We start from the raw sequence: 20,295 nt of genomic DNA, 5'->3' as shown, positions 1-20,295 counted from the left end.
TGGATATTTAAAACATTCCACTTTAGTGATACCATAGGTGGCATGAACGAATGCAGTTGTTCCGGTAAGAAATCTACAATATGAGGAGAGAATTTGTATGAAGACATCCAGTGCAGTGACAGCAGGCCACAGGGGCCTGGAAGACAGCCGTATATACAAGCTGGCCCTGACCGGCCTGTTTGCAGCATTATCCTATGTGGTTTTTACATTTTTGCAGATTAAGATTACCCTTCCCGGAGGAGACGCCACCTCCATTCATCTGGGCAATGCGGTCTGCGTCCTGGGAGCCCTGATATTGGGAGGCTTTTACGGAGGATTAGGCGGGGCCCTGGGAATGACCATCGGAGATTTGTTTGACCCCATCTATGTGGTGTACGCGCCGAAAACCTTCCTGCTGAAGCTGTGTATCGGTCTGATAACCGGTCTGGTGGCTCACAAGATTGGCAGAATCAATGAGAGTTCTGACAAGAGGCATGTGTTCCGCTTTGTTGTGGCGGCCTCTGTCTGCGGTCTGCTGTTCAACGTGATATTTGATCCCTTGGTGGGATATTTTTACAAGCTGGCGATTCTGGGCAAACCGGCAGCGGATCTGGTGCTGGCATGGAACATTGCCTCCACCTCCATCAATGCGGTGACGTCTGCCGCTGCGGCGGTAGTCATCTACATGCCCCTTCGCAGTACACTTATAAGATCCGGACTCTTTGACCGGTTCAGATGACAGGAGATTTGACATGAGTGCTTACCGACAGAAAAAGATTGCTATGGTTAATGATTTATCCGGATACGGCCGCTGTTCTTTGACAGTGGCTATTCCCATTTTATCTGCGATGAAGGTCCAGTGCTGCCCCATCCCCACCTCCATTTTGTCCAACCACACAGGATTCCCGGTCTACTTCTTTGACGACTACACGGAGAAGATGGGGGAGTTTATTCACAAGTGGAAGGAGCTGGAGCTGACCTTTGACGGTATTGTCAGCGGTTTTTTGGGTTCCGAGGCGCAGATTGAGATTGTGATGGATGTTATACGGCAGTTCGGGCAGGAGGATACAAAGGTAATCATAGACCCGATTATGGGAGACCACGGGGAGACCTACGCCACCTATACGCCGGCCATGTGCAGCCGCATGAAGGAGCTGGTATCCATGGGTGATATTGTGACTCCTAATCTGACAGAGGCGTGTATCCTGACAGGACGGACCTACCGAAAGGATGGATGGAGCAGGAAAGAGCTGGGGCAGCTGGCCGGGGAAATCCAGGCCATGGGGCCGAAATGCGTGGTTATTACAGGTGTGAACCAGGGCGGCTATATTATGAATGTGGTGGCTGAGGGAGAGCGGACAGCTTTCCCCAGAACCAGGCGCGTGGGCCATGAGCGGCCGGGAACAGGGGATGTATTCTCCTCCGTAGTGTCGGCGGCTGCCGTAAGGGGATGGAGTCTGGACAGCGCTGTGCGTCTGGCTGCCTCATTTGTAAAAGCCTGCATCGCCAGGTCGGAGGAGCTTGACATCCCCATTGCCAATGGCGTGTGCTTTGAGGAGCTGATGGATGTGCTGGTCCGCGCAGTGGACAGAAGGCATGAGGCAGGAAAGCTGGTCCGCGCGGTGGACAGCAGGTGTGAGGCAGGACAGCAGGCGTGAGGCGGGACAAGCTGGCAGGATGCAGGACAGCTGGCATGAGGCGGGACAACCGCAGAAAGCGCAGCCAGTCAGGGCCGGTCAGGAAATGTCGAAAAACGTTGACAGTTTCAGCCTTAAATAGTATGATGTTAAGGCAATATTAAAATATAGGATGCGATAGAGGCGCAGTAAGCATTAGTATCTGTGTGATAATGGATGCCATCCCCAGGGTGGCGGACAGAGGGGATTTTGTCCCGGAGGCCGGCGGGCCGGAGCACACAGGGAAAGGGATTACTGCCGAAACGGATTCTGTCTGCCGGCGGAATGTGTTGGGATGCAGTCTAACAGGCTGCGTACTCTCACTTTTTAAAGTGGTGGCGCTATTGGCTGGATTTTCTTAAGCAGATATGTGATTATGGAAAGCAATGGCCTGGGGTCATTGCTTTTTGTATATTGTGCCGGACAGCCATGATATCGCAATCCAGAACCAATAGGGGGAAGTAAAGAATGACAGAATTTTTAAACTGGCTAAACGGTGAAATCATATGGGGGCCGCCTCTGATTGCGCTTATTATCATTACGGGTATCTACGTGACGGTCCGATCCGGTTTTTTTCAGGTATGCCATCTGGGGTACATATTTAAACGGACCCTTGGATGTATCCTGAGAAAGGACCATGTCACCGATGAAAACGACAAGGGTCTTTTAAGCCCTTATGAAGCCATCGCAACAGCCGTAGGCGGTTCTGTGGGCTTTGGCAATATTGCCGGCGTGGCCACAGCTGTTACCACAGGCGGGCCTGGAGCCGTGCTCTGGATGTGGCTGACAGCCTTCATGGGCATGTTAATTAAGCAGGTGGAGGTTACTCTGGCCGTGTATTACCGCCGCACGGACGAGGAGGGAAATCCATACGGAGGACCCACCTATTACATGGAGTACGGACTTGGGGAGGAGCGCCATTGGGGTAAGAAATGGCTTCCGCTGGCTTTTGTGTTCGGCCTCGGCATCTTTTCCACCTTTTTTATCAGCGCCTCCAACTTTACCACATCGGAAGTGCTGGCCCAGTCCTTTGGAATTCCCCAGGAGCTGGCGTCCCTGCTGTTAGTGGTGTTTATCTATGCCCTGATCTGGAGAGGGGTTAAGAATTTAAGCAAGATATTTGTGAAGCTGGTGCCGGTTATGAGTCTGGGGTACCTGATATTCGGCCTGGTAATCATTGTGCTGAACATCGGCAACCTGATTCCCACCATTGTCTCTATCTTTACCCAGGCCTTTACTGGGACAGCTGCCATGGGCGGGTTCGCCGGAGTCACGGTGTCCAAGGCCATTGCCACCGGCATGCAGAGAAGTGTTTATTCCAATGAGGCCGGCTGGGGTACAAGCCCTATGGTCCACGCCTCCAGCAAGACACGTCATCCCGTGGAGCAGGGGCTCTGGGGATCCTTTGAGGTATTTGTGGACACCTTCATTGTGTGTACCATTACGGCGCTCAGCGTGCTGATTACCGGTGAATGGACCTCCGGGGCAACCAATGCAACCCTTGCCCTTAACGTGTTCCAGAACAATCTGGGATTTTTCGGAACTGTGTTCATGACAGCCACCATGGTGATCTTCTCCGTGACCACTTCCGGCGGATGGTATGTGTACTATGAGGCAACCCTGCGCCATCTGGCTATGAACCATCCCACGGTGAAGAAATGGCTGCTGCGCATGTTCAAGTATTTTTATGCCCTACCTCCCTTTTTGCTCACCCTTTACCTGATTCATGTGGGTGATTTGAGCATATGGACCCTGGTGGACATCACCAGCGGTATCCCAACTTTCATCAATGTGTTCGTGGTTCTTATACTGTCAGGCACATATTTCAGGCTTCTGAAGGATTACAAGGCCCGCTATATGAACATCGGAACACTGGAGGATAAGGATATGCCGCTGTTTTATGAGGATAAAAAGAAGCTGGAGAAGGCAGAATAAGGGGAGGGACGACATGAGGACAATATACCGGAATGGAGCCGTATACACTGGGGAGCTTCCCCTGTGCCGGGCCTTTGTGGTGGAGGATGGAAGATTTATATGCACAGGCAGCGACGAAGACGCCCTGGCCATGAAGGAACCGGGAGATGAGGTAACGGACTTAAAGGGAAGATTTGTGTGCGCGGGCTTTAATGATTCCCACATGCACCTTTTGAACTATGGAAATGCCCTTGGCGCAGCGGATTTGTCACAGCACACCCAGTCCCTGTCAGGGATGAAGGAATATATGAAGGAATTTATCCGGGAGCAGTCCCCAAAGCCCGGCACCTGGGTAAGGGGAAGAGGATGGAACCACGATTACTTTGAGGATGAAAGGCGGTTTCCCAACCGCCGTGACCTGGATATGATATCCACGGAGCATCCCATCTGCCTTACCAGAACCTGCGGCCATGCCTGTGTGGTAAATACCATGGCTCTCCGGCTGGCCGGCATCACAGGAAACACGCCCCAGGTGGAAGGCGGGCTCTATGAGGTGGATGAAAGCGGCGAGCCTAACGGGATATTCCGGGAAAATGCAATGGACCTGATATACGGATGCCTGCCTGAGCCCGCCAAAGAGGACATAAAGGAGATGATACTGGCAGCGTCCAAAGCCCTCAACCGTTATGGAGTCACCTCCTCCCAGACAGATGATTTGCTGGCTTTTAACAATGTTCCCTATGAGCGGGTGCTGGAGGCATACAGGGAACTGGATGCAGAGGGAAGGATGACGGTCAGGGTCTATGAACAGTCCCAGTTTACTACCCTGGACGGGCTGAAGGCCTTTGTGGAAAAAGGGTATAACACGGGCTGGGGAAACCATTGGTTTAAGATTGGCCCGCTTAAAATGCTGGGAGACGGTTCCCTGGGAGCCAGGAGCGCCTATCTCAGCCAGCCATATACAGACGATGGATCCACCAGGGGAATCCCCATTTTCACCAGGCAGCAGTTTGAAGACATGGTGGAATATGCAGATTCCCAGGGAATGCAGGTGGCCATCCATGCCATAGGGGACGGAATTCTGGATGATATCCTGGCAGCCTACGAAAAGGCCCTTGCACGGCATCCCGGAAAGGACCACAGGCACGGCATTGTCCACTGCCAGATTACAAGGCCGGATCAGCTTGATAAGTTTGCAAAACTGTCCCTCCACGCATATTTCCAGTCCATTTTCCTGGATTATGACATCCATATCGTGGAGGAACGGATCGGAAAGGAGAGGGCGGCATCCAGCTATCACTTCAGGACCCTTTATGAGACTACCCATGCTTCCAACGGCTCCGACTGCCCGGTGGAGCTGCCGGATGTGATGAAGGGAATACAGTGCGCAGTCACCAGGACAACGGTGAAGGATCACGTGGGCCCCTACCTTCCGGAACAGGCCCTGGACATAAAACAGGCCCTGGATTCCTTTACCGCGGAGGGAGCCTATGCATCCTTTGAGGAAAATGTGAAGGGGAGGATTGCTCCGGGGATGCTGGCAGATTTTGTGATACTGGGAGCCAATCCCTTTGAGACCTCTCCTGAGGAGCTGGCCCGCATTCCGGTGGAAGCCACTTATGTGGACGGCGTATGCCGGTACAGCATAGAGACGGAAGGAAAGCAGAAGTAGGAAAGCAGAAGTAGGAAAGCAGCAGTAGGAATACAGCAGCAGGAAAAACAGAAAAAGGGCTTTTATTTCCTGGTAAAATGTTATATACTCTTTAACAGTACAGGAATACCTGTCCAGAATTGGAAGGTATTATATCAAGGAAATCCAGGAGGAATACCATGTTAGATTTAAGATTCGTAAGAGAGAACCCGGACATTGTAAAGCAGAACATTAAGAATAAATTCCAGGACAGCAAGCTGCCGCTGGTGGACGAAGTGATTTCACTGGACACAGAGGCAAGGGCGACACAGAAGGAAGCCGATGATTTAAGGGCCAGCCGCAACAAGTTGTCCAAGCAGATTGGCATGCTGATGGGCCAGGGAAAAAAGGATGAGGCAGAGGCCGTGAAGCAGGAGGTCAGCGCCAATTCCGCACGTCTGGCAGAGCTGGAGGAAAAGGAAGGACAGCTTTCTGAGAAGATTACCAAAATCATGATGACCATTCCCAACATCATTGACCCAACCGTGCCCATCGGCAAGGATGACAGTGAAAATGTGGAAGTGGAGCGTTTTGGCGATCCCGTGGTACCGGATTTTGAGATTCCTTACCACACAGACATCATGGAGCGGTTTAACGGTATCGACCTTGACGCAGCCAGAAGAGTGGCAGGAAACGGCTTCTATTACCTGATGGGCGATATTGCCAGGCTTCATTCCGCAGTGATTTCCTATGCAAGGGATTTCATGATTAACCGCGGATTTACCTACTGTGTACCTCCCTTTATGATCCGCAGCAATGTGGTTACAGGCGTCATGAGCTTTGCTGAGATGGATGCCATGATGTATAAGATTGAAGGAGAGGACCTGTACCTGATTGGTACCAGCGAGCACTCCATGATTGGTAAATTTATCGACACCATCACGCCGGAGCAGCAGCTTCCCCTGACCCTGACCAGCTATTCCCCTTGCTTCCGCAAGGAGAAAGGCGCCCACGGAATCGAGGAGAGAGGCGTTTACCGTATTCATCAGTTTGAGAAGCAGGAGATGATTGTAGTCTGCAGGCCAGAGGAAAGCCCTATGTGGTATGAGAAGCTGTGGCAGAACACCGTGGATCTGTTCCGCTCCTTAGATGTTCCTGTCCGCACGCTGGAGTGCTGCTCCGGTGATCTGGCTGACCTTAAGGTGAAGTCTGTGGACGTGGAGGCATGGTCCCCAAGGCAGAAGAAGTATTTTGAGGTGGGAAGCTGCTCCAATCTGGGAGATGCCCAGGCACGCCGTCTGAGAATCCGCGTGCAGGGAGAGGACGGAGGCAAGTATCTGGCCCACACCCTGAACAATACCGTGGTGGCTCCTCCCCGTATGCTGATCGCCTTCCTGGAAAACAATCTTCAGGCAGACGGCAGTGTGAAGATACCGGAAGTGCTGCGTCCTTACATGGGCGGCATGGAAATGATGGTTCCCAAGAACTAAACATGCGAAGCAAACGTGTGAAACAATGAAACATGTGAAACAATTAAACATGTGAAACAATTGCCGGTCTGCATCCTGCGGTGCAGGCCGGTTTTAAAAAGAGAGAAGGGAGAGACCTATGATTACATTTAACCATTTCAATTTTAATGTGCTGGATTTGGAGAAGAGCCTTGCTTTTTATAAAGAGGCCCTGAATCTGGAACCAGTGAGGGAGAAGAACGCTTCGGACGGCTCCTTTAAGCTGGTGTACCTGGGAGACGGAGTGACGGATTTTACCCTGGAGTTAACCTGGCTGCGGGACAGGAAGGAAGCATATGACCTGGGAGAGTGCGAATTCCACCTGGCCTTCCATGTGGATGATTTTGACGGCACCCACAAGCACCATGAGGAGATGGGCTGCATCTGCTACGAGAATCCGGGCATGGGCATTTATTTTATCAAGGACCCGGACGGCTACTGGCTGGAAATCGTGCCTGCCGATAAGTAGGGAATATAGTTGGAAAGGCGGGTGCTTTTTTGAAAGAACTGAGTATACTGCTCATGGGGATGTCGCTGATTTTTATGTTTGTAATTGCGGTGGTGCTTGTCCTCTACATCCTGGCTTACTGGATGATATTCAGAAAGGCAGGGGAAGCAGGATGGAAAGCCCTGATACCGTTTTACGGCACCTATATAGAGTATAAGCTTTTCTGGAATAACAGGATGTTTGTCCTGTGGCTCATCATGGCATTGATTGCTGCGTCCTTGCGGTTTGTGTCCGGTCCCGGCGCCATGGCGGCCCAACTGGCTTATTTCGGCGTTTCGGTTATGCATATTCTGATATCCGTTAAGATGTCCTATTCCTTTGGACATGGGGTAGGGTATGCGCTGGGGCTTACTTTCCTTACCCCCATATTCCTGTTAATTCTGGCCTTTGATGAATCTGTCTACATAGGCCCGGGAGGAAAAAAGGAAACAGACAGGGAAATGTATCTGTAGGGCGCGGTATGGAAGGATACGGCATATGCGTCCAGATTGGATATGGATAATAAAATAAGAGCAGCCCGGTATCAATCCTTTGGGATTTTGGCTCTTTGTCAATAGTTGGGGTGGGATTTGTTAAAATCCCGCCCCAATTCTATGAAAAGGGCCCTTTTTATGTTTAGTTCCAGGTTTTACTGATTTTGGGCATGCCAAATAAGCCTCCGCATTACCGACCTTTTTATCCTATGATGTACAGTGAAGTATCCGGGTTCGGAACCGTTTGAAATTCCGGATTCCGTAGCTGCTCCGTTTTAACACCTTTATCTTGTTGTTAAATCCTTCTGTGGGACCATTTGTCAATCCGTATTTAAAGGCATTCAGGATTTCTTTTCGCCAGGCCCTGTAGGTCTTAGCACAGGCCTCAAATTCCTTAATCCCACAGCTCTGTGCATTCGCAATCCAGTCATCAAATTCCCTCTGCTGCTGACGATACGCTTCCATCTGGCAGATATCATAAAACCACTCTTTCATGCGGTGTGCCAGACGCAGATCCTCGCTATAGTGAAGCATTAAATCACAGGCCTGTTTGTTCTCATCCTTCAGCTTTTTATAGCGGGTCAGAATGAGTTTCCGGCTGCGTTTATAATACTTACGCAGAGAAACCGGCATGGAGCGCTGCAGCCGTTTGCGTACATTTTCAATCGCCCATGTCACCTGCCGGATGAAATGATATTTATCCACGATGATTGTAGCGTTTGGAAAGAAGGTCTGTGCAAGTTCGGTGTAGGGGCGCCACATATCGCAGACGAAGAACTTTACCTTCAGGCGTTCTTTCCTGGGAATGTTCCGCCAATAATCAGCCAGATGGCTCTGTGTCCGATCCGGGAGAATGTCGAGGATCCGGCGCTTTTTCGGATCAACCAGAAAGCACTGATATTTACCGGTAGAAGCATTGCCTTTGAATTCGTCAATGGAAAGCGCTTGTGGAAGCTGGTCAGGCGGAGGATAGCAAATCGTGTCCAGAAGGCGGCAGACCGTCTGGACGGAAACACCGGTAAGCTCTGCGATCTGTTTTAAGGAAAAGGTCTGCCGGAGCAGGGAGACAATGTAAAATGCCAGTCTGCGGGTCCTGCGGTGGTAGCTGGGGAGGAACGAATAGGGTTCCGTGAACCGTTTGCGGCAGTATGGGCAGAGGTAGCGGCGTTTGCGAAGGAGCAGGATTACTTGTTTTCCCAGTAAGGGAATGTCCTGGACTTCTTGTAAACGGTAATCATGAATCCGTTTAGTTTTAGCCCCACAGCAGGGACAAGTCTGTTCTACCGGTTGGGACTGGATGAAAATTTTAATGAAAGAGTCTGCCTGAACCACTTTTTTAATAAAAACACCTTCCAAGTTAAGGAAAGCCTTGGTATAATTAGGGTACATCTATAAGGGGTCACCTCCGTAACATTAAACTTTGGTCGGGATAATGCGTTTAGGAGGCTTCTTATAGATGTATTTTATTACAACGAAAAGAATGTTGGAAGTGTGCTTTTCAGCACACCCCAACATTCAGTATAGAACCGGGATTTTGATACCGGGCTGCCTTTTCATGTATTTACGGGCAGCGTCCCATAATCATCCTATTTAAATTCGCTGTACTTCTCTTCGCAGTACTGGCAGCGGTAAACCTCTGCCTTTTCATCTGCCAGGTAGAAGATATGAGGAAGCTCCTGCTCAATGGATGTGATGCAGCGGGGGTTCTTGCACTGAATCACATTGGTGATTTTCTTGGGAAGCTTTAAGGCGCGCTTCTCAGCAATCCTGTCGCCGCGGATAATGTTCACTGTGATGTTGTGGTCAATGTAGCCCAATACCTTTAAGTCAACCGTATCCAGGCCACCTTCGATTTTAATGATGTCCTTGCGTCCCATCTTATTGCTGCGGGCGTTTTTGATGATGGCTACCTGGCATTCCAGCTTGTCCAGACCCAGGTGATAGTAGATGTCCAGGCTTTTTCCCGCCTCAATGTGGTCCAGGACAATGCCTTCTTGTAATCCGCTGATATTTAACATGGTTTCTGCACCTCCAGTAATCTCATGATCAATGCCATACGCACATATACACCGTACTGTGCCTGCTTGAAGTAGGCAGCCCTTGGGTCGTCATCCACTTCCACGGAGATTTCATTTACCCTGGGAAGCGGATGGAGCACATACATGTCTTCCTTGGCAAGTTTCATTTTCTTTTTATCCAAAATATAGCAGTCTTTCAAACGGATGTAATCTTCCTCGTTGAAGAAGCGTTCCTTCTGCACACGTGTCATGTAGAGTATGTCTAACTGGCCCAGAGCGTCGTCCAGGTTGCCCACCTCCTCAAAGGGAACGTTATTTGCAATGAGCACGTCGTCGCGGATGTTGTCCGGGATGCGCAGCTCAGGCGGGGATATCAGTATGAATTTGACATTGGGGTAGCGGACCATGGCATTGATTAAGGAATGTACGGTACGGCCGAATTTCAGGTCTCCGCAGAAGCCCACGGTCAGGTTGTCCAGACGTCCCTTCATGGAACGGATGGTCATAAGGTCGGTCAAGGTCTGGGTGGGATGCTGATGGCCTCCGTCCCCTGCGTTGATAACTGGAATCTGGGCCTTCTGGGCAGCTACAAATGCAGCGCCTTCCTTTGGATGCCTCATGGCGCAGATGTCAGCATAACAGGAAATCATGCGGATGGTATCGGCCACGCTTTCGCCTTTTGCGGCAGAACTGGAATTGGCGGATGAAAAACCTAATACATTGCCGCCCAGGTTCAGCATGGCAGCCTCAAAGCTTAAACGTGTCCGTGTACTTGGCTCATAGAAAAGGGTGGCCAGTTTCTTGCCGTCACATACATGGGCGTATCCTGGAAGATTCTGTTCAATGTCCCTTGCAAGGGCCAGAAGGTCATCAATTTCTTCCACAGAGAAGTCTAAGGGATTCAATAAATGTCTCATGGGAGTCTCCTTTGCGCATTATATTGTAAAATATTGAATTTGGGAAATAGTTCACACTCTACCAGTGCGATAGCCGGACCAGCCAGATATGGCACTGATTTGTGCCTCGTCATATTCTTACATAGAATGCGTTATAAGTCAAGTAAAAATTACGGGCTTTAAAAAAAAATTACAGGCTGATGAAATTATAGGCTTTAAAAATACTTATATATACAAATGAAACCAGGTTTTTAAGTCACTAATTTAGGTTTCTTATAATGCATGATGCTTCAAATATGCACTGGGCGTCATACCTGCATATTTTTTAAATAATTGGCTGAAATATTGTGGGTTGTCTCCGCATCCCACTTGCTCTGCTATTTCACTTATTTTTTCATTATTTCCGTTTAAAAGCAGCTCTTTTGCTTTTTCCATGCGTTTGGAAGCCAGGTAGGAGGAGAACTTCACACCTGTCTGCTTTACAAATTGTTTGCTTAGGTAATCCACATTCATATAAAGGTGGTTTTCGGCAATCCATTTTAATGAAAGGTTAGGATTGGAGAGATATTCATCCACTAAAGAAATCACCTTAAAGATAAAATCACGAGAGGAGGAAGCACCTTTTTTCCCTGACTGCATGATTCCATCTAACTGCCCAGAAAAGTAGTGTATTAGTTCCTGAGGGTTTTTATAATGATTCACGTTCTCTATATAGGAATTTATCTGTTCACTGCTGACAAAAGTCTGGTGTGATGTGGTCAGCAGGCGAAAGAATATATCTGTTATTAATGCTTTTAAAAATGCAATATCCTGTATTGAGGAAAAGAGATCATATAAATCCTGCGCAGCGGTTTCATCGGGATTATCCTGAAATATGCGGGATATGAAGTACTCAGTTTTCTCAAATAAAGCAGTATGGTTTACAAACTGAATGGAATGGAAATGTTCAATAAGGCTGATTTGTTCGTATCGTTTCAATTTAGGCATGAGCGAATTCAAAAGCGCACCCAGATTCAGAAAAGAATAGGATTTGAATTCAATCGAAACTGATTGCTCCTTAAAACTGAAGCCATGTATATATTCATTCAGATCAGTATAGGTCGGTGCACAGTCCTCAAAGAAAAAAATTAAAGTGTTTTTAACATATATCATGTGGACAGGAAGGCTGGGAAAGTTGCTTTTAAAATAGGCTGAAAGCTGTTCCAGACAGTCTCCAAGATGTTTTTTTTCCAGATAAAAAATATAATAGAGTTTATACTCTGTATAACTGAAATCAAGTAGCTGCTCATAGTTTTTTGTTAGAGAAAGCATACTGCTTTCAGATGAAATGCACTCGAAAATCAGATTTTTCATAACATTTTGGGCCAGATTTTTCTCATTGTCTTTTTGTTGTTTTTGCATAGCTAGAAAAGAACGCTGCTTGTAGCAATCTTCTTTGACTGCATTGATGGCATCAATAATTTGGTGTTCGTTGCAGGGCTTAAGAAGATAATGATGTATGCCAAACTGCATAGCTTCTTTAGCATATTCAAAACTATCGTAGCCTGATAGAATAATAAATTGTATATTATTGTCAATTTCTTTAATCTTTTTTACCAATTCAAGACCTGAGAATCCTGGCATCTTTATATCAGTCAGGACAATATCAGGGTAATAGTCAAGAATGGTTTCGTAGGCTTCCACACCATTAGAGCATACACCTACAACCTCAATTCCGATACTTTGCCAGTCAATAAAATTACGTATGGTTTCCCGAATGATTTTTTCATCATCTGCAATTACTAATTTTAACATATTTTAACCTATTCCTTCCGTTTCGCTCAAGGCACAAACAAGGGACGAAAAAGCTTGTTGTGTGTCTCCTCTACTTGACTTATAATATTTTTTGGATAACAATACACTGTAGAGCACGGGAGGAGGAGTGGCGAACTTATTTTGCTCCCGCATATTTATATGTGCTGTTATCCTTTATAAGAACGCTGGCTTTTATGATGAAACTTGGCTGCCTAGAGGCTCAAGGCTATGAAACTTCATTCATATTAATTCATTTCATCCTGAATAAAAGGAATAGAAATCCGAGCCACTGCCTTGTTGTTTTCGTTATATACATCCAGTCCATAGTTTTCTCCGTATGTCAATTTGATTCTAGTATCGATATTAATTAATCCAATGCCGAATCCGCGGGAGTTTTTTGGATTTGCTCTTAATTTTTCTAAAAGTCCCAGCTCGAACTGGGAACCATCGTTTTTCACATATATATAGATTAATTGTTCGGTATGCAGTATTGTAATATAAATATTACACTCGTCGGCAATCTCCTCCAACGCGTATTTAATGGCATTTTCTACAAGAGGCTGAATGCTTAGTTTGGGAATAGGAATATGGGAGAGCTCCTGCTCAATGGACAAGTGGAACTTAAGCCGATCTCCGAAACGGAACTCCTGGATTGTTATGTAATTATGTATAAGTTCCAACTCATGCTCAAGGGGAATCATACGGGAACGGCTGTCCAGCGTAGCATGAAGCAGGTTGCCCAGTGACTCCACAATCTTTGATATTTCGGTTTCATGCTTGGATTTAGCCAGCCAGTTGATGGATTCCAATGTATTATAGAGAAAGTGGGGGTTGATTTGTTGTTCCAGAGCTTTTAATTGGGCATTTTTCATTAACATTTCAGCCTGATAGTTATCTCGAATAAGGCGTTGCTGTTCTCTGGCCATGGCATCAAAATTTCTGTGTACAATCCCAATTTCATCCTTTCGCGTCGAATAGTCATAATTTGTCTGAGGAATAACATCGGATTCACTGTCAAAAGTCTTCATTTTTTTCACTAATGCGAAAATATGTTTTGATATATTCTGCGATAAGACTCCGGATGCAAGCAGACTGAGGATGATACAGCAGGCCAGAGCAAGAAGAAAAAGCATATGTCCCATTAAAATAGAACCATGAGTTTTATCATAATTCATCCAACATTCAAATTCCCATCCATATCCCGGAATCATGCTTTTTAAAACAAAATAGAAATGTCCTTTGAATGGAATGACTTTATAACTATCATTCAGAATATCAAATGTGTTTTCTGGAGTAGGTGCATCTGAACGGTACACAGTCTTTGCGTCTGCACTTAGTATGTAGGAGCAGTCATCAAAGGTATTATGGGTAGTTGAGGCTTTGATGAGCGACTCTGTATTAATAAATATAACCAGCGTTCCCAAAGGCTCTAAATTGGTACCAGCTATACGCCGAATTTGGCGGGCTAGAACCAGTTGATTATTGTACTTATCTAAAACCAGAAAGCAAGGACTGCCTTTTTGTTCATCCGTATATTCCTTTATGTATTCCAGCTGAGAAACAGAAAGGGAGGACTGATGGTTATTGCTCCATATAGTTGATGTGGGGGTATACAGGCAGATGCTTTCAACATGGGGAATTGTATATGAATAACTCAGTATGGAATTGTATAAAGAACGGTAAGATACCGCTGTTTTGAGCGAGGAGGGGGAGTATTTGAGGTCATATAGGCTACCCTGAATTGTATTGTCGGCAATCAGTACGGAAGAAGATGTTGTCATGGAATCAAAGGAATTACCTATTTCACTGGAGAAAAATGTCAGTACGCTGGCGGTAGTATTGTATAGCAGTTCTTCGTTATATTTCATAAAAATATTTACCGCAAGAAACGACGAAATGCCGATAAAAAGGGTAATGAGACAATTAAAAAGGAGCAGTTTTGTTTTTAATGATGTGTCTATCAACCAGTTGTGCAGCTTTTTATACATATAAAGAAACCTCCCTTGAAATCGTACTTAAATTATAACAATATTTGGTGATAATTCAATAAGCTATCGCATATAAAAACGGTTTTGTGAACATTTAAACCGTTTTTTTGTATTTTATCTAAATATAAATCTTGCTATAATAAACCTACGAAATAAAGCACGCGACTATTTAAGGAGGGTTATTATGTTAAAGAGAAATCTTGCAATTGGAATGGCTATCGTGTTAAGTGCAGGAAGTTTATTTGGATGCGGCAGTTCAGAAAGCAATGGGGGAAACACTTCTGCAGCGGATACACCGGCGGTTACAGAGAATGCAGCTGATGCCTCAGGAGACATGGTATTACGGTTTTCCTGGTGGGGAAACCAGGTAAGGAATGAAAAGACGGATAAGGTTCTTAAAATGTATTCAGAAGATAACCCAGGAATAAGCTTTCAGGAGGAAATTAATGAATTCAGTTCTTACTGGGATCGATTGGCAGCTCAGTCAGCAGGTAACGATTTGCCTGATATCATACAGATGGACTATCGTTACATTGACCAATATGTATCTAACGGCCTGCTTTTGGACTTAACTCCCTATGTGGAGAATGGTTTGCTGGACCTGTCAAACTTAGCAGATTCAACGGTGGATTCAGGAAAAATTGGTGGAAAGCTGTATGGAATTTGTAATGGATTGAATGCTCCAATGATGATTTACAATAAAACTATAACAGACAATGCCGGGATTGAGATTGGCGATGAAATCACGCTGGATCATTATATTGAGTATTCAAAACTGATATATGAAAAAACGGGTACCCCTACTAATATTGCATATGGTGCAGGTACAAAATATTTACAGTATTATATGAGAGACAGGGGCGAAAAACTCTACAATAACCAAGGAGGATTGGGGGGACAGGAAAGCACCTTCGCTGACTTCTTCCGACTTTATGAAAATGCAATCAAAGAGGGATGGCACACGGACCCGGCGGCATTTGTGGAAATATCAACAACTTCCATTGAAGAGGATGCGATTCACAGCGGTAAGTCATGGTCTACTATCGTATGGTCAAACCAGTATGCCGCAGCTATGAATTCCAAACCGGAAGAATATGAGTATGCAGTGTGTACTTGGCCAGCCAACAATATAAAACAGGCAGATTATACAAAACCAAGCCAGTTCTTTTCCGTATCCAGTAATAGCAAAAATCCGGAAGAAGCAGTAAAGGTAATTAATTATCTGACTAATTCCAAGGAATGTAACGATGTATTGTTAGGTGAGAGAGGTGTTCCGGCGTCCTCTGTTATAGCAGAGGCTATTACACCAAAGTTGGGACAGGATGAACAGTTGGTGATTGAATTTGTAACAAAAGTATCAGAGAACTGTTCCGCTCTTGACCCTGCAGACCCGGTGGGCTCGGGAGAAATTACAAACCTGATTGATAGTTTGACAGAGGAGGTCTGCTATGGCAGCAAGACTGCTGATGAAGCAGCAGCAGAGTTCTACGAAAAGGGAAATGCAATCCTTCTAAAAGGGTATTCTGGACAATAATATGAAAAGCAGATTAAGAGAGGGGACAGAGAAATGAAGGAAAACAAATTGACACTGAGGCAGTGGTTTAATAAGGAAAGTGTGGCAGGGAGTATCTGCACATTGCCTTTTGCGGTCGGATTCTTGTGTTTTACGCTGGTTCCCATATGCATGTCTCTTTATTATTCTTTGACTGACTATAATATTCTATCCCAGCCCAAATTTATTGGACTTGCCAATTATATTGAAATGTTTACAACAGATAAAACGTACATTAAATCATTATTTGTTACTATTTTTTATACATTTATATCTGTCCCTATGAGGCTGGTATTTGCCTTAGCAGTGGCTGTCATCCTGGTTAGAAATACCAGGATGACCCCTATTTATAGGGCGGTTTATTATCTGCCGTCTATCATCGGCGGTTCTGTGGCAGTATCTATCCTATGGAAACGTATTTTTGCTACGGATGGTGTGATTAATGCTCTGTTGGCTGCCGTTGGCATTGATACTCAATTCGCATGGCTGGGCAATACTAAAACTGCAATATGGACCTTGATTTTGTTGGCAGTCTGGCAGTTTGGTTCCTCTATGCTTATCTTTTTGTCTGCACTAAAACAGATACCAAATTCTTTGTATGAAAGTGCGCGGGTGGATGGAGCATCCAGGCCATATATATTCTGGAAGATAACGCTGCCCATGCTGACTCCTACCATATTTTTCAATCTTATCATGCAGATGATTAGCGGTTTTCTTGCTTTTTCCCAGTGCTATATCATTACCCAGGGAAAGCCCATGAATTCCACTTTGTTCTATACCGTTTATATGTATCAACAGTCCTTTGAGTTTTATAGGATGGGATACGGAGCCGCTATGGCCTGGGTCATGCTGTTTATTGTAGGTACGGTTACAGTAATCTTATTCAAGACAAAAAAGAAGTGGGTATTCAGCGAAGGAGAATGATATATGGGTATGAAAAATAAAAGAACAATAGGGATTACAATTTATCACATTCTGGTCTGCATTGGCGGTCTGATAATGGTGTATCCACTAATATGGATGCTTATGAGCTCATTTAAAGAAACCAATACTATATTTGCTACAGCAAAAGAACTGTTGCCTGAGAAGGCGACTCTGGTCAATTATGTGAATGGGTGGAAGGGATTTGCCGGTAGCACCTTTGGCCGTTTTTTCGCTAATTCCGCCATCATTTCCGTGCTTTCAACCGTGGGAGCAGTTGCCTCATCTGCAATTGTAGGGTATGGATTTGCCAGATGCAGATTCAAAGGGAAGAAGCTGCTGTTTACATGCATGATGGTTTCAATGATGCTGCCTTTTCAGGTTATGATGATACCGCAGTTTATTTGGTTTAAAAAGCTAGGATGGGTAGGTACATATTTACCATTAATTGCGCCTTACTTTTTTGGACAAGGTTTCTTTATCTTCCTGATTATGCAGTTTATCGAGGGAATACCAAGAGAATTAGATGAGGCGGCGAAAATAGATGGCTGCTCATATTACGGTGTTTTCCGTCAGATAATTCTTCCTTTAATTATTCCTGCCCTTATTACATCGGGAATTTTTTCCTTTATTTGGAGATGGGATGATTTTATGAGTCCATTGCTCTATATCAACAAGACAACCATGTACCCAATTAGCTACGCTTTGAAATTATTCTGCGATCCAAGCTCTACATCGGACTATGGTGCAATGTTTGCTATGGCAACACTATCCCTGCTGCCGGCAGTCATTATTTTCATCACACTGCAGAAATATTTGGTAGAGGGCATTGCCACATCAGGAATTAAGGGGTAATGTAGAATGAAAAATATTGAAGGAATCATTGAAGGTGCACGAAAGGTAATCCAAAGTCACTGTGTAGATGGAGGAAGCGGTTATTCAAGATGGATATGGCAAAACGCTACGAATGATAGAGAACTGGTAATTAATCCATATGGGTGTGCAGATGCAGCAAATATACGGTACATGATTGGAGAGTTTCCAGCAACGTCAGCAGAACGCGAGAATTGGATTATAAATCTGCAAGGATTCCAAAATCCAATAAGTGGTTTGTTTGAGGAAGCTACGCATCATCCTTACCATACTACAGCACACTGTGTAGCAGCATTGGAATTATTTGAAGAAAAGGCTGTTCATCCATTGTTTGATATGCAGCCGTATTTGCAGCAGCATAATTTGGAACAATTTCTAGATGGACTTTGCTGGTCAGAAGATCCATGGCTGGCTTCCCATCAAGGAGCAGGCATCTATGCAGCTATGGTGCTTATGGAAGAAGCGGACATGCAGTGGGAGGACCGGTACTTCAGATGGCTTAGCATCGAAGCTGACCCGGAAACAGGATTTTGGAGAAAAGGACAGGTCAAACCAGTTCTAAAAGCAGATTCATTTGCTGGAGTAAGAGCAAAACCGTCTGTTTTTCCGCATCTTGCGGCGTCGTTTCACTATCTGTTCAATCATGAATATGCCCATAGGCCCTTACCATATCCGGATAAGATTGTGGATACCTGCCTGGCCATTTATAAAAAAAATGATTGGGAGACGTTGGGAAAAAAGGTTTCTTTTGCAGAAATAGATTGGGTTTATTGTTTAAACCGAGGACTGCGTCACAGTGGTCATCGGTTTGATGAAGCTAAAACAGCACTTCATGACTTTGCGCTCACCTATATTGATTATTTGGAACATCTGGACTATGAAACGGATGATGGATTTAATGATATGCATTCATTATTTGGATGTATCTGTGCACTAGCCGAGCTCCAAAATGCTCTTCCAGGGGAGCTTGTTACAAACAAGCCATTAAAGCTGGTGCTGGACAGACGGCCATTCATATAATTCCTGTTTGTGAACATAACCGGAATAAAACTTGTACTTTAGAATCTATATTTCCCCTTATGAAAGCGGAAAATGAGAATAAAAATAGATAGATGGAGGAAATCGAGAATGAGGTATGCAAAGGACAAAGTATCAGACATTAAAATTGCTTATATTGGCGGCGGTTCCAGAGGCTGGGCATGGACATTCATGACAGATTTGGCTTTGGAGGAACAACTGTCAGGCACTATAAACCTTTACGATATCGATTTTAAAGCAGCCAAAAATAATGAGATAATTGGAAATTTGATTTCCAAAAGGGAAGATACACTGGGTAAATGGAACTACAGAACCAGTACCAGTCTTGAGGATGCATTGACGGATTGTGATTTTGTGGTGATATCCATTCTTCCGGGAACATTTGATGAAATGGAGTCAGACGTTCATCTTCCGGAACGTCTGGGGATTTATCAATCTGTAGGAGATACGGCTGGTCCTGGAGGAATTATACGTGGTCTGCGTACAATTCCAATGTTTGCTGAAATAGCAGAGGCCATTAAGGCCTACTCACCAGAAGCATGGGTTATCAATTATACAAATCCTATGTCTCTTTGTGTAAAAACATTATATCACGTATTTCCTGAGATAAAGGCATTCGGATGCTGTCATGAGGTCTTTGGCACACAGAAAGTACTGAAAGGAATTTGTGAAGCATGTTGTGATGAGAAGAATATTGACTGGCATGATATTTGTGTTAATGTGCTGGGAATCAATCATTTTACCTGGTTTTCCAGCGCTTCCTATAAAGGCATTGATCTTTTTCCTGTTTATGATGCTTATATTGCAGAACATTTCGAGGACGGATACCATGATCCAGACAGAAATTGGATGAACTCATCTTTTAACTGTGCTCATAGAGTAAAATTCGACCTGTTTAAAAGATATGGCCTTATAGCAGCGGCAGGTGATCGGCATCTGGCCGAATTCATGCCGGGAAACGAATATCTGAATGATCCGGATACAGTGAAAAAGTGGAAATTTGGATTAACAACAGTGAATTGGAGAAAAGAAGACTTAAAGAGAAGATTGGAGAGAAGCCGCCGTCTGGCTGATAATGAGGAGGCTGTTGAGTTAAAACCAACCGGAGAGGAAGGAATTCTTTTGATAAAAGCATTATGCGGATTAGGCAGATTGGTCAGCAATGTGAATATTCCTAATACATATGGACAGATACCGAATCTATCCAGAAATGCAGTAGTGGAGACGAATGCAGTATTTGAACGGGATGCAATTCGGCCTATGATAGCCGGAGATATTCCTGAAAGTATTAAAGAACTCATTCTCCCGCATCTGGATAATCATGAATATACGCTTCAGGCGGCATTGAAGTATGATGAGGATTTGGTGGTGAAGGCATTCTTGAATGATCCTTTGGTAAAGGGGAAAAGATGCACAGAGGAAGATGTGAAGATGTTAGCGCATGATATGATACAGAATACTTTGAAATATTTGCCGGATGGCTGGAAGTAGAGGAAAAATAAACATAAATATGCTGTGGTATTACAT

Annotated in this window: 17 protein-coding genes and 1 riboswitch; of the genes, 12 read left to right on the top strand and 5 right to left on the bottom strand. The window is 45.2% G+C overall.

Translation table 11 applies throughout. The annotated features are described in order from the left end of the window. Nucleotides 1–97 precede the first annotated feature (97 nt). The 7 genes from CGC65_RS16725 to CGC65_RS16690 all read left to right on the top strand — a co-directional run bounded on the left by CGC65_RS16725 (nt 98) and on the right by CGC65_RS16690 (nt 7,667). Nucleotides 98–718: an ECF transporter S component gene (locus CGC65_RS16725; RefSeq protein ID WP_002564524.1), complete on the top strand. Its 621-nt coding sequence runs from the start codon at nt 98–100 to the stop codon at nt 716–718. A 13-nt stretch (nt 719–731) separates the two neighbouring features. Further along, nucleotides 732–1,637, top strand: coding sequence for a pyridoxamine kinase (locus CGC65_RS16720; protein ID WP_002564523.1), 906 nt, complete (start codon nt 732–734; stop codon nt 1,635–1,637). Nucleotides 1,638–1,786: 149 nt separating this feature from the next. After that, nucleotides 1,787–2,007: riboswitch (Lysine riboswitch) on the top strand. Nucleotides 2,008–2,123: 116 nt separating this feature from the next. Beyond that, complete coding sequence (locus CGC65_RS16710) at nt 2,124–3,590, top strand: alanine/glycine:cation symporter family protein (RefSeq protein ID WP_002564522.1); 1,467 nt, start codon at nt 2,124–2,126, stop codon at nt 3,588–3,590. 13 nt (nt 3,591–3,603) lie between these two features. Further along, entirely contained in the window at nt 3,604–5,241 is a 1,638-nt protein-coding gene (locus CGC65_RS16705; RefSeq protein ID WP_002564521.1) for an amidohydrolase, read from the top strand. Nucleotides 5,242–5,399: 158 nt separating this feature from the next. Continuing rightward, complete coding sequence (gene serS / locus CGC65_RS16700) at nt 5,400–6,689, top strand: serine--tRNA ligase (protein WP_002564520.1); 1,290 nt, start codon at nt 5,400–5,402, stop codon at nt 6,687–6,689. Nucleotides 6,690–6,807: 118 nt separating this feature from the next. Further along, on the top strand, nt 6,808–7,176 hold the full coding sequence (locus CGC65_RS16695; protein ID WP_002564519.1) for a VOC family protein: 369 nt from the start codon (nt 6,808–6,810) through the stop codon (nt 7,174–7,176). Nucleotides 7,177–7,205: 29 nt separating this feature from the next. Next, nucleotides 7,206–7,667 (top strand): DUF5684 domain-containing protein, encoded by a 462-nt coding sequence (locus CGC65_RS16690; protein ID WP_002564518.1) that lies wholly within the window; start codon nt 7,206–7,208, stop codon nt 7,665–7,667. A 228-nt stretch (nt 7,668–7,895) separates the two neighbouring features. Here CGC65_RS16690 and CGC65_RS16680 read toward each other — a convergent pair whose 3' ends face one another. From CGC65_RS16680 to CGC65_RS16660, 5 genes are all read right to left on the bottom strand, one after another. Then, a complete protein-coding gene (locus CGC65_RS16680) occupies nt 7,896–9,077 on the bottom strand; it encodes an ISL3 family transposase (protein WP_093979934.1) in 1,182 nt (393 codons plus the stop codon). Nucleotides 9,078–9,274: 197 nt separating this feature from the next. Further along, nucleotides 9,275–9,706 (bottom strand): aspartate carbamoyltransferase regulatory subunit, encoded by a 432-nt coding sequence (locus CGC65_RS16675; RefSeq protein WP_002564515.1) that lies wholly within the window; start codon nt 9,704–9,706, stop codon nt 9,275–9,277. Then, nucleotides 9,700–10,623 (bottom strand): aspartate carbamoyltransferase, encoded by a 924-nt coding sequence (gene pyrB, locus CGC65_RS16670; protein ID WP_002564514.1) that lies wholly within the window; start codon nt 10,621–10,623, stop codon nt 9,700–9,702. Before pyrB ends, CGC65_RS16675 begins: the two co-directional genes overlap by 7 nt. Before the next feature lie 252 nt (nt 10,624–10,875). After that, nucleotides 10,876–12,396 carry a response regulator gene (locus tag CGC65_RS16665; RefSeq protein WP_002564513.1) on the bottom strand — a complete coding sequence of 507 codons (1,521 nt, stop codon included), beginning with the start codon at nt 12,394–12,396 and terminating at the stop codon, nt 10,876–10,878. A gap of 245 nt (nt 12,397–12,641) precedes the next feature. Continuing rightward, the gene (locus CGC65_RS16660; protein WP_002564512.1) at nt 12,642–14,384 is read right to left on the bottom strand and encodes a sensor histidine kinase; all 1,743 of its coding nucleotides are present in this window, start codon (nt 14,382–14,384) and stop codon (nt 12,642–12,644) included. A gap of 184 nt (nt 14,385–14,568) precedes the next feature. On the opposite strand from CGC65_RS16660, the gene CGC65_RS16655 reads away from it, so the two are divergent. The 5 genes from CGC65_RS16655 (at nt 14,569) to CGC65_RS16635 (ending at nt 20,259) form a co-directional block, all read left to right on the top strand. Next, the gene (locus CGC65_RS16655; protein ID WP_002564511.1) at nt 14,569–15,918 is read left to right on the top strand and encodes an ABC transporter substrate-binding protein; all 1,350 of its coding nucleotides are present in this window, start codon (nt 14,569–14,571) and stop codon (nt 15,916–15,918) included. Between the two features lie 33 nt (nt 15,919–15,951). Next, nucleotides 15,952–16,860: a carbohydrate ABC transporter permease gene (locus CGC65_RS16650; RefSeq protein ID WP_002564510.1), complete on the top strand. Its 909-nt coding sequence runs from the start codon at nt 15,952–15,954 to the stop codon at nt 16,858–16,860. Nucleotides 16,861–16,869: 9 nt separating this feature from the next. Beyond that, complete coding sequence (locus tag CGC65_RS16645) at nt 16,870–17,712, top strand: carbohydrate ABC transporter permease (RefSeq protein ID WP_038281955.1); 843 nt, start codon at nt 16,870–16,872, stop codon at nt 17,710–17,712. A gap of 6 nt (nt 17,713–17,718) precedes the next feature. Further along, nucleotides 17,719–18,750 carry a hypothetical protein gene (locus tag CGC65_RS16640; RefSeq protein ID WP_002564508.1) on the top strand — a complete coding sequence of 344 codons (1,032 nt, stop codon included), beginning with the start codon at nt 17,719–17,721 and terminating at the stop codon, nt 18,748–18,750. Nucleotides 18,751–18,858: 108 nt separating this feature from the next. After that, entirely contained in the window at nt 18,859–20,259 is a 1,401-nt protein-coding gene (locus tag CGC65_RS16635) for a family 4 glycosyl hydrolase (protein WP_002564507.1), read from the top strand. Nucleotides 20,260–20,295 lie beyond the last annotated feature (36 nt).

It is taken from the genome of Enterocloster bolteae (assembly GCF_002234575.2).
Classification (GTDB): Bacteria; Bacillota; Clostridia; order Lachnospirales; family Lachnospiraceae; genus Enterocloster; species Enterocloster bolteae.
This window is presented reverse-complemented; position numbering and strand designations above follow the sequence as displayed.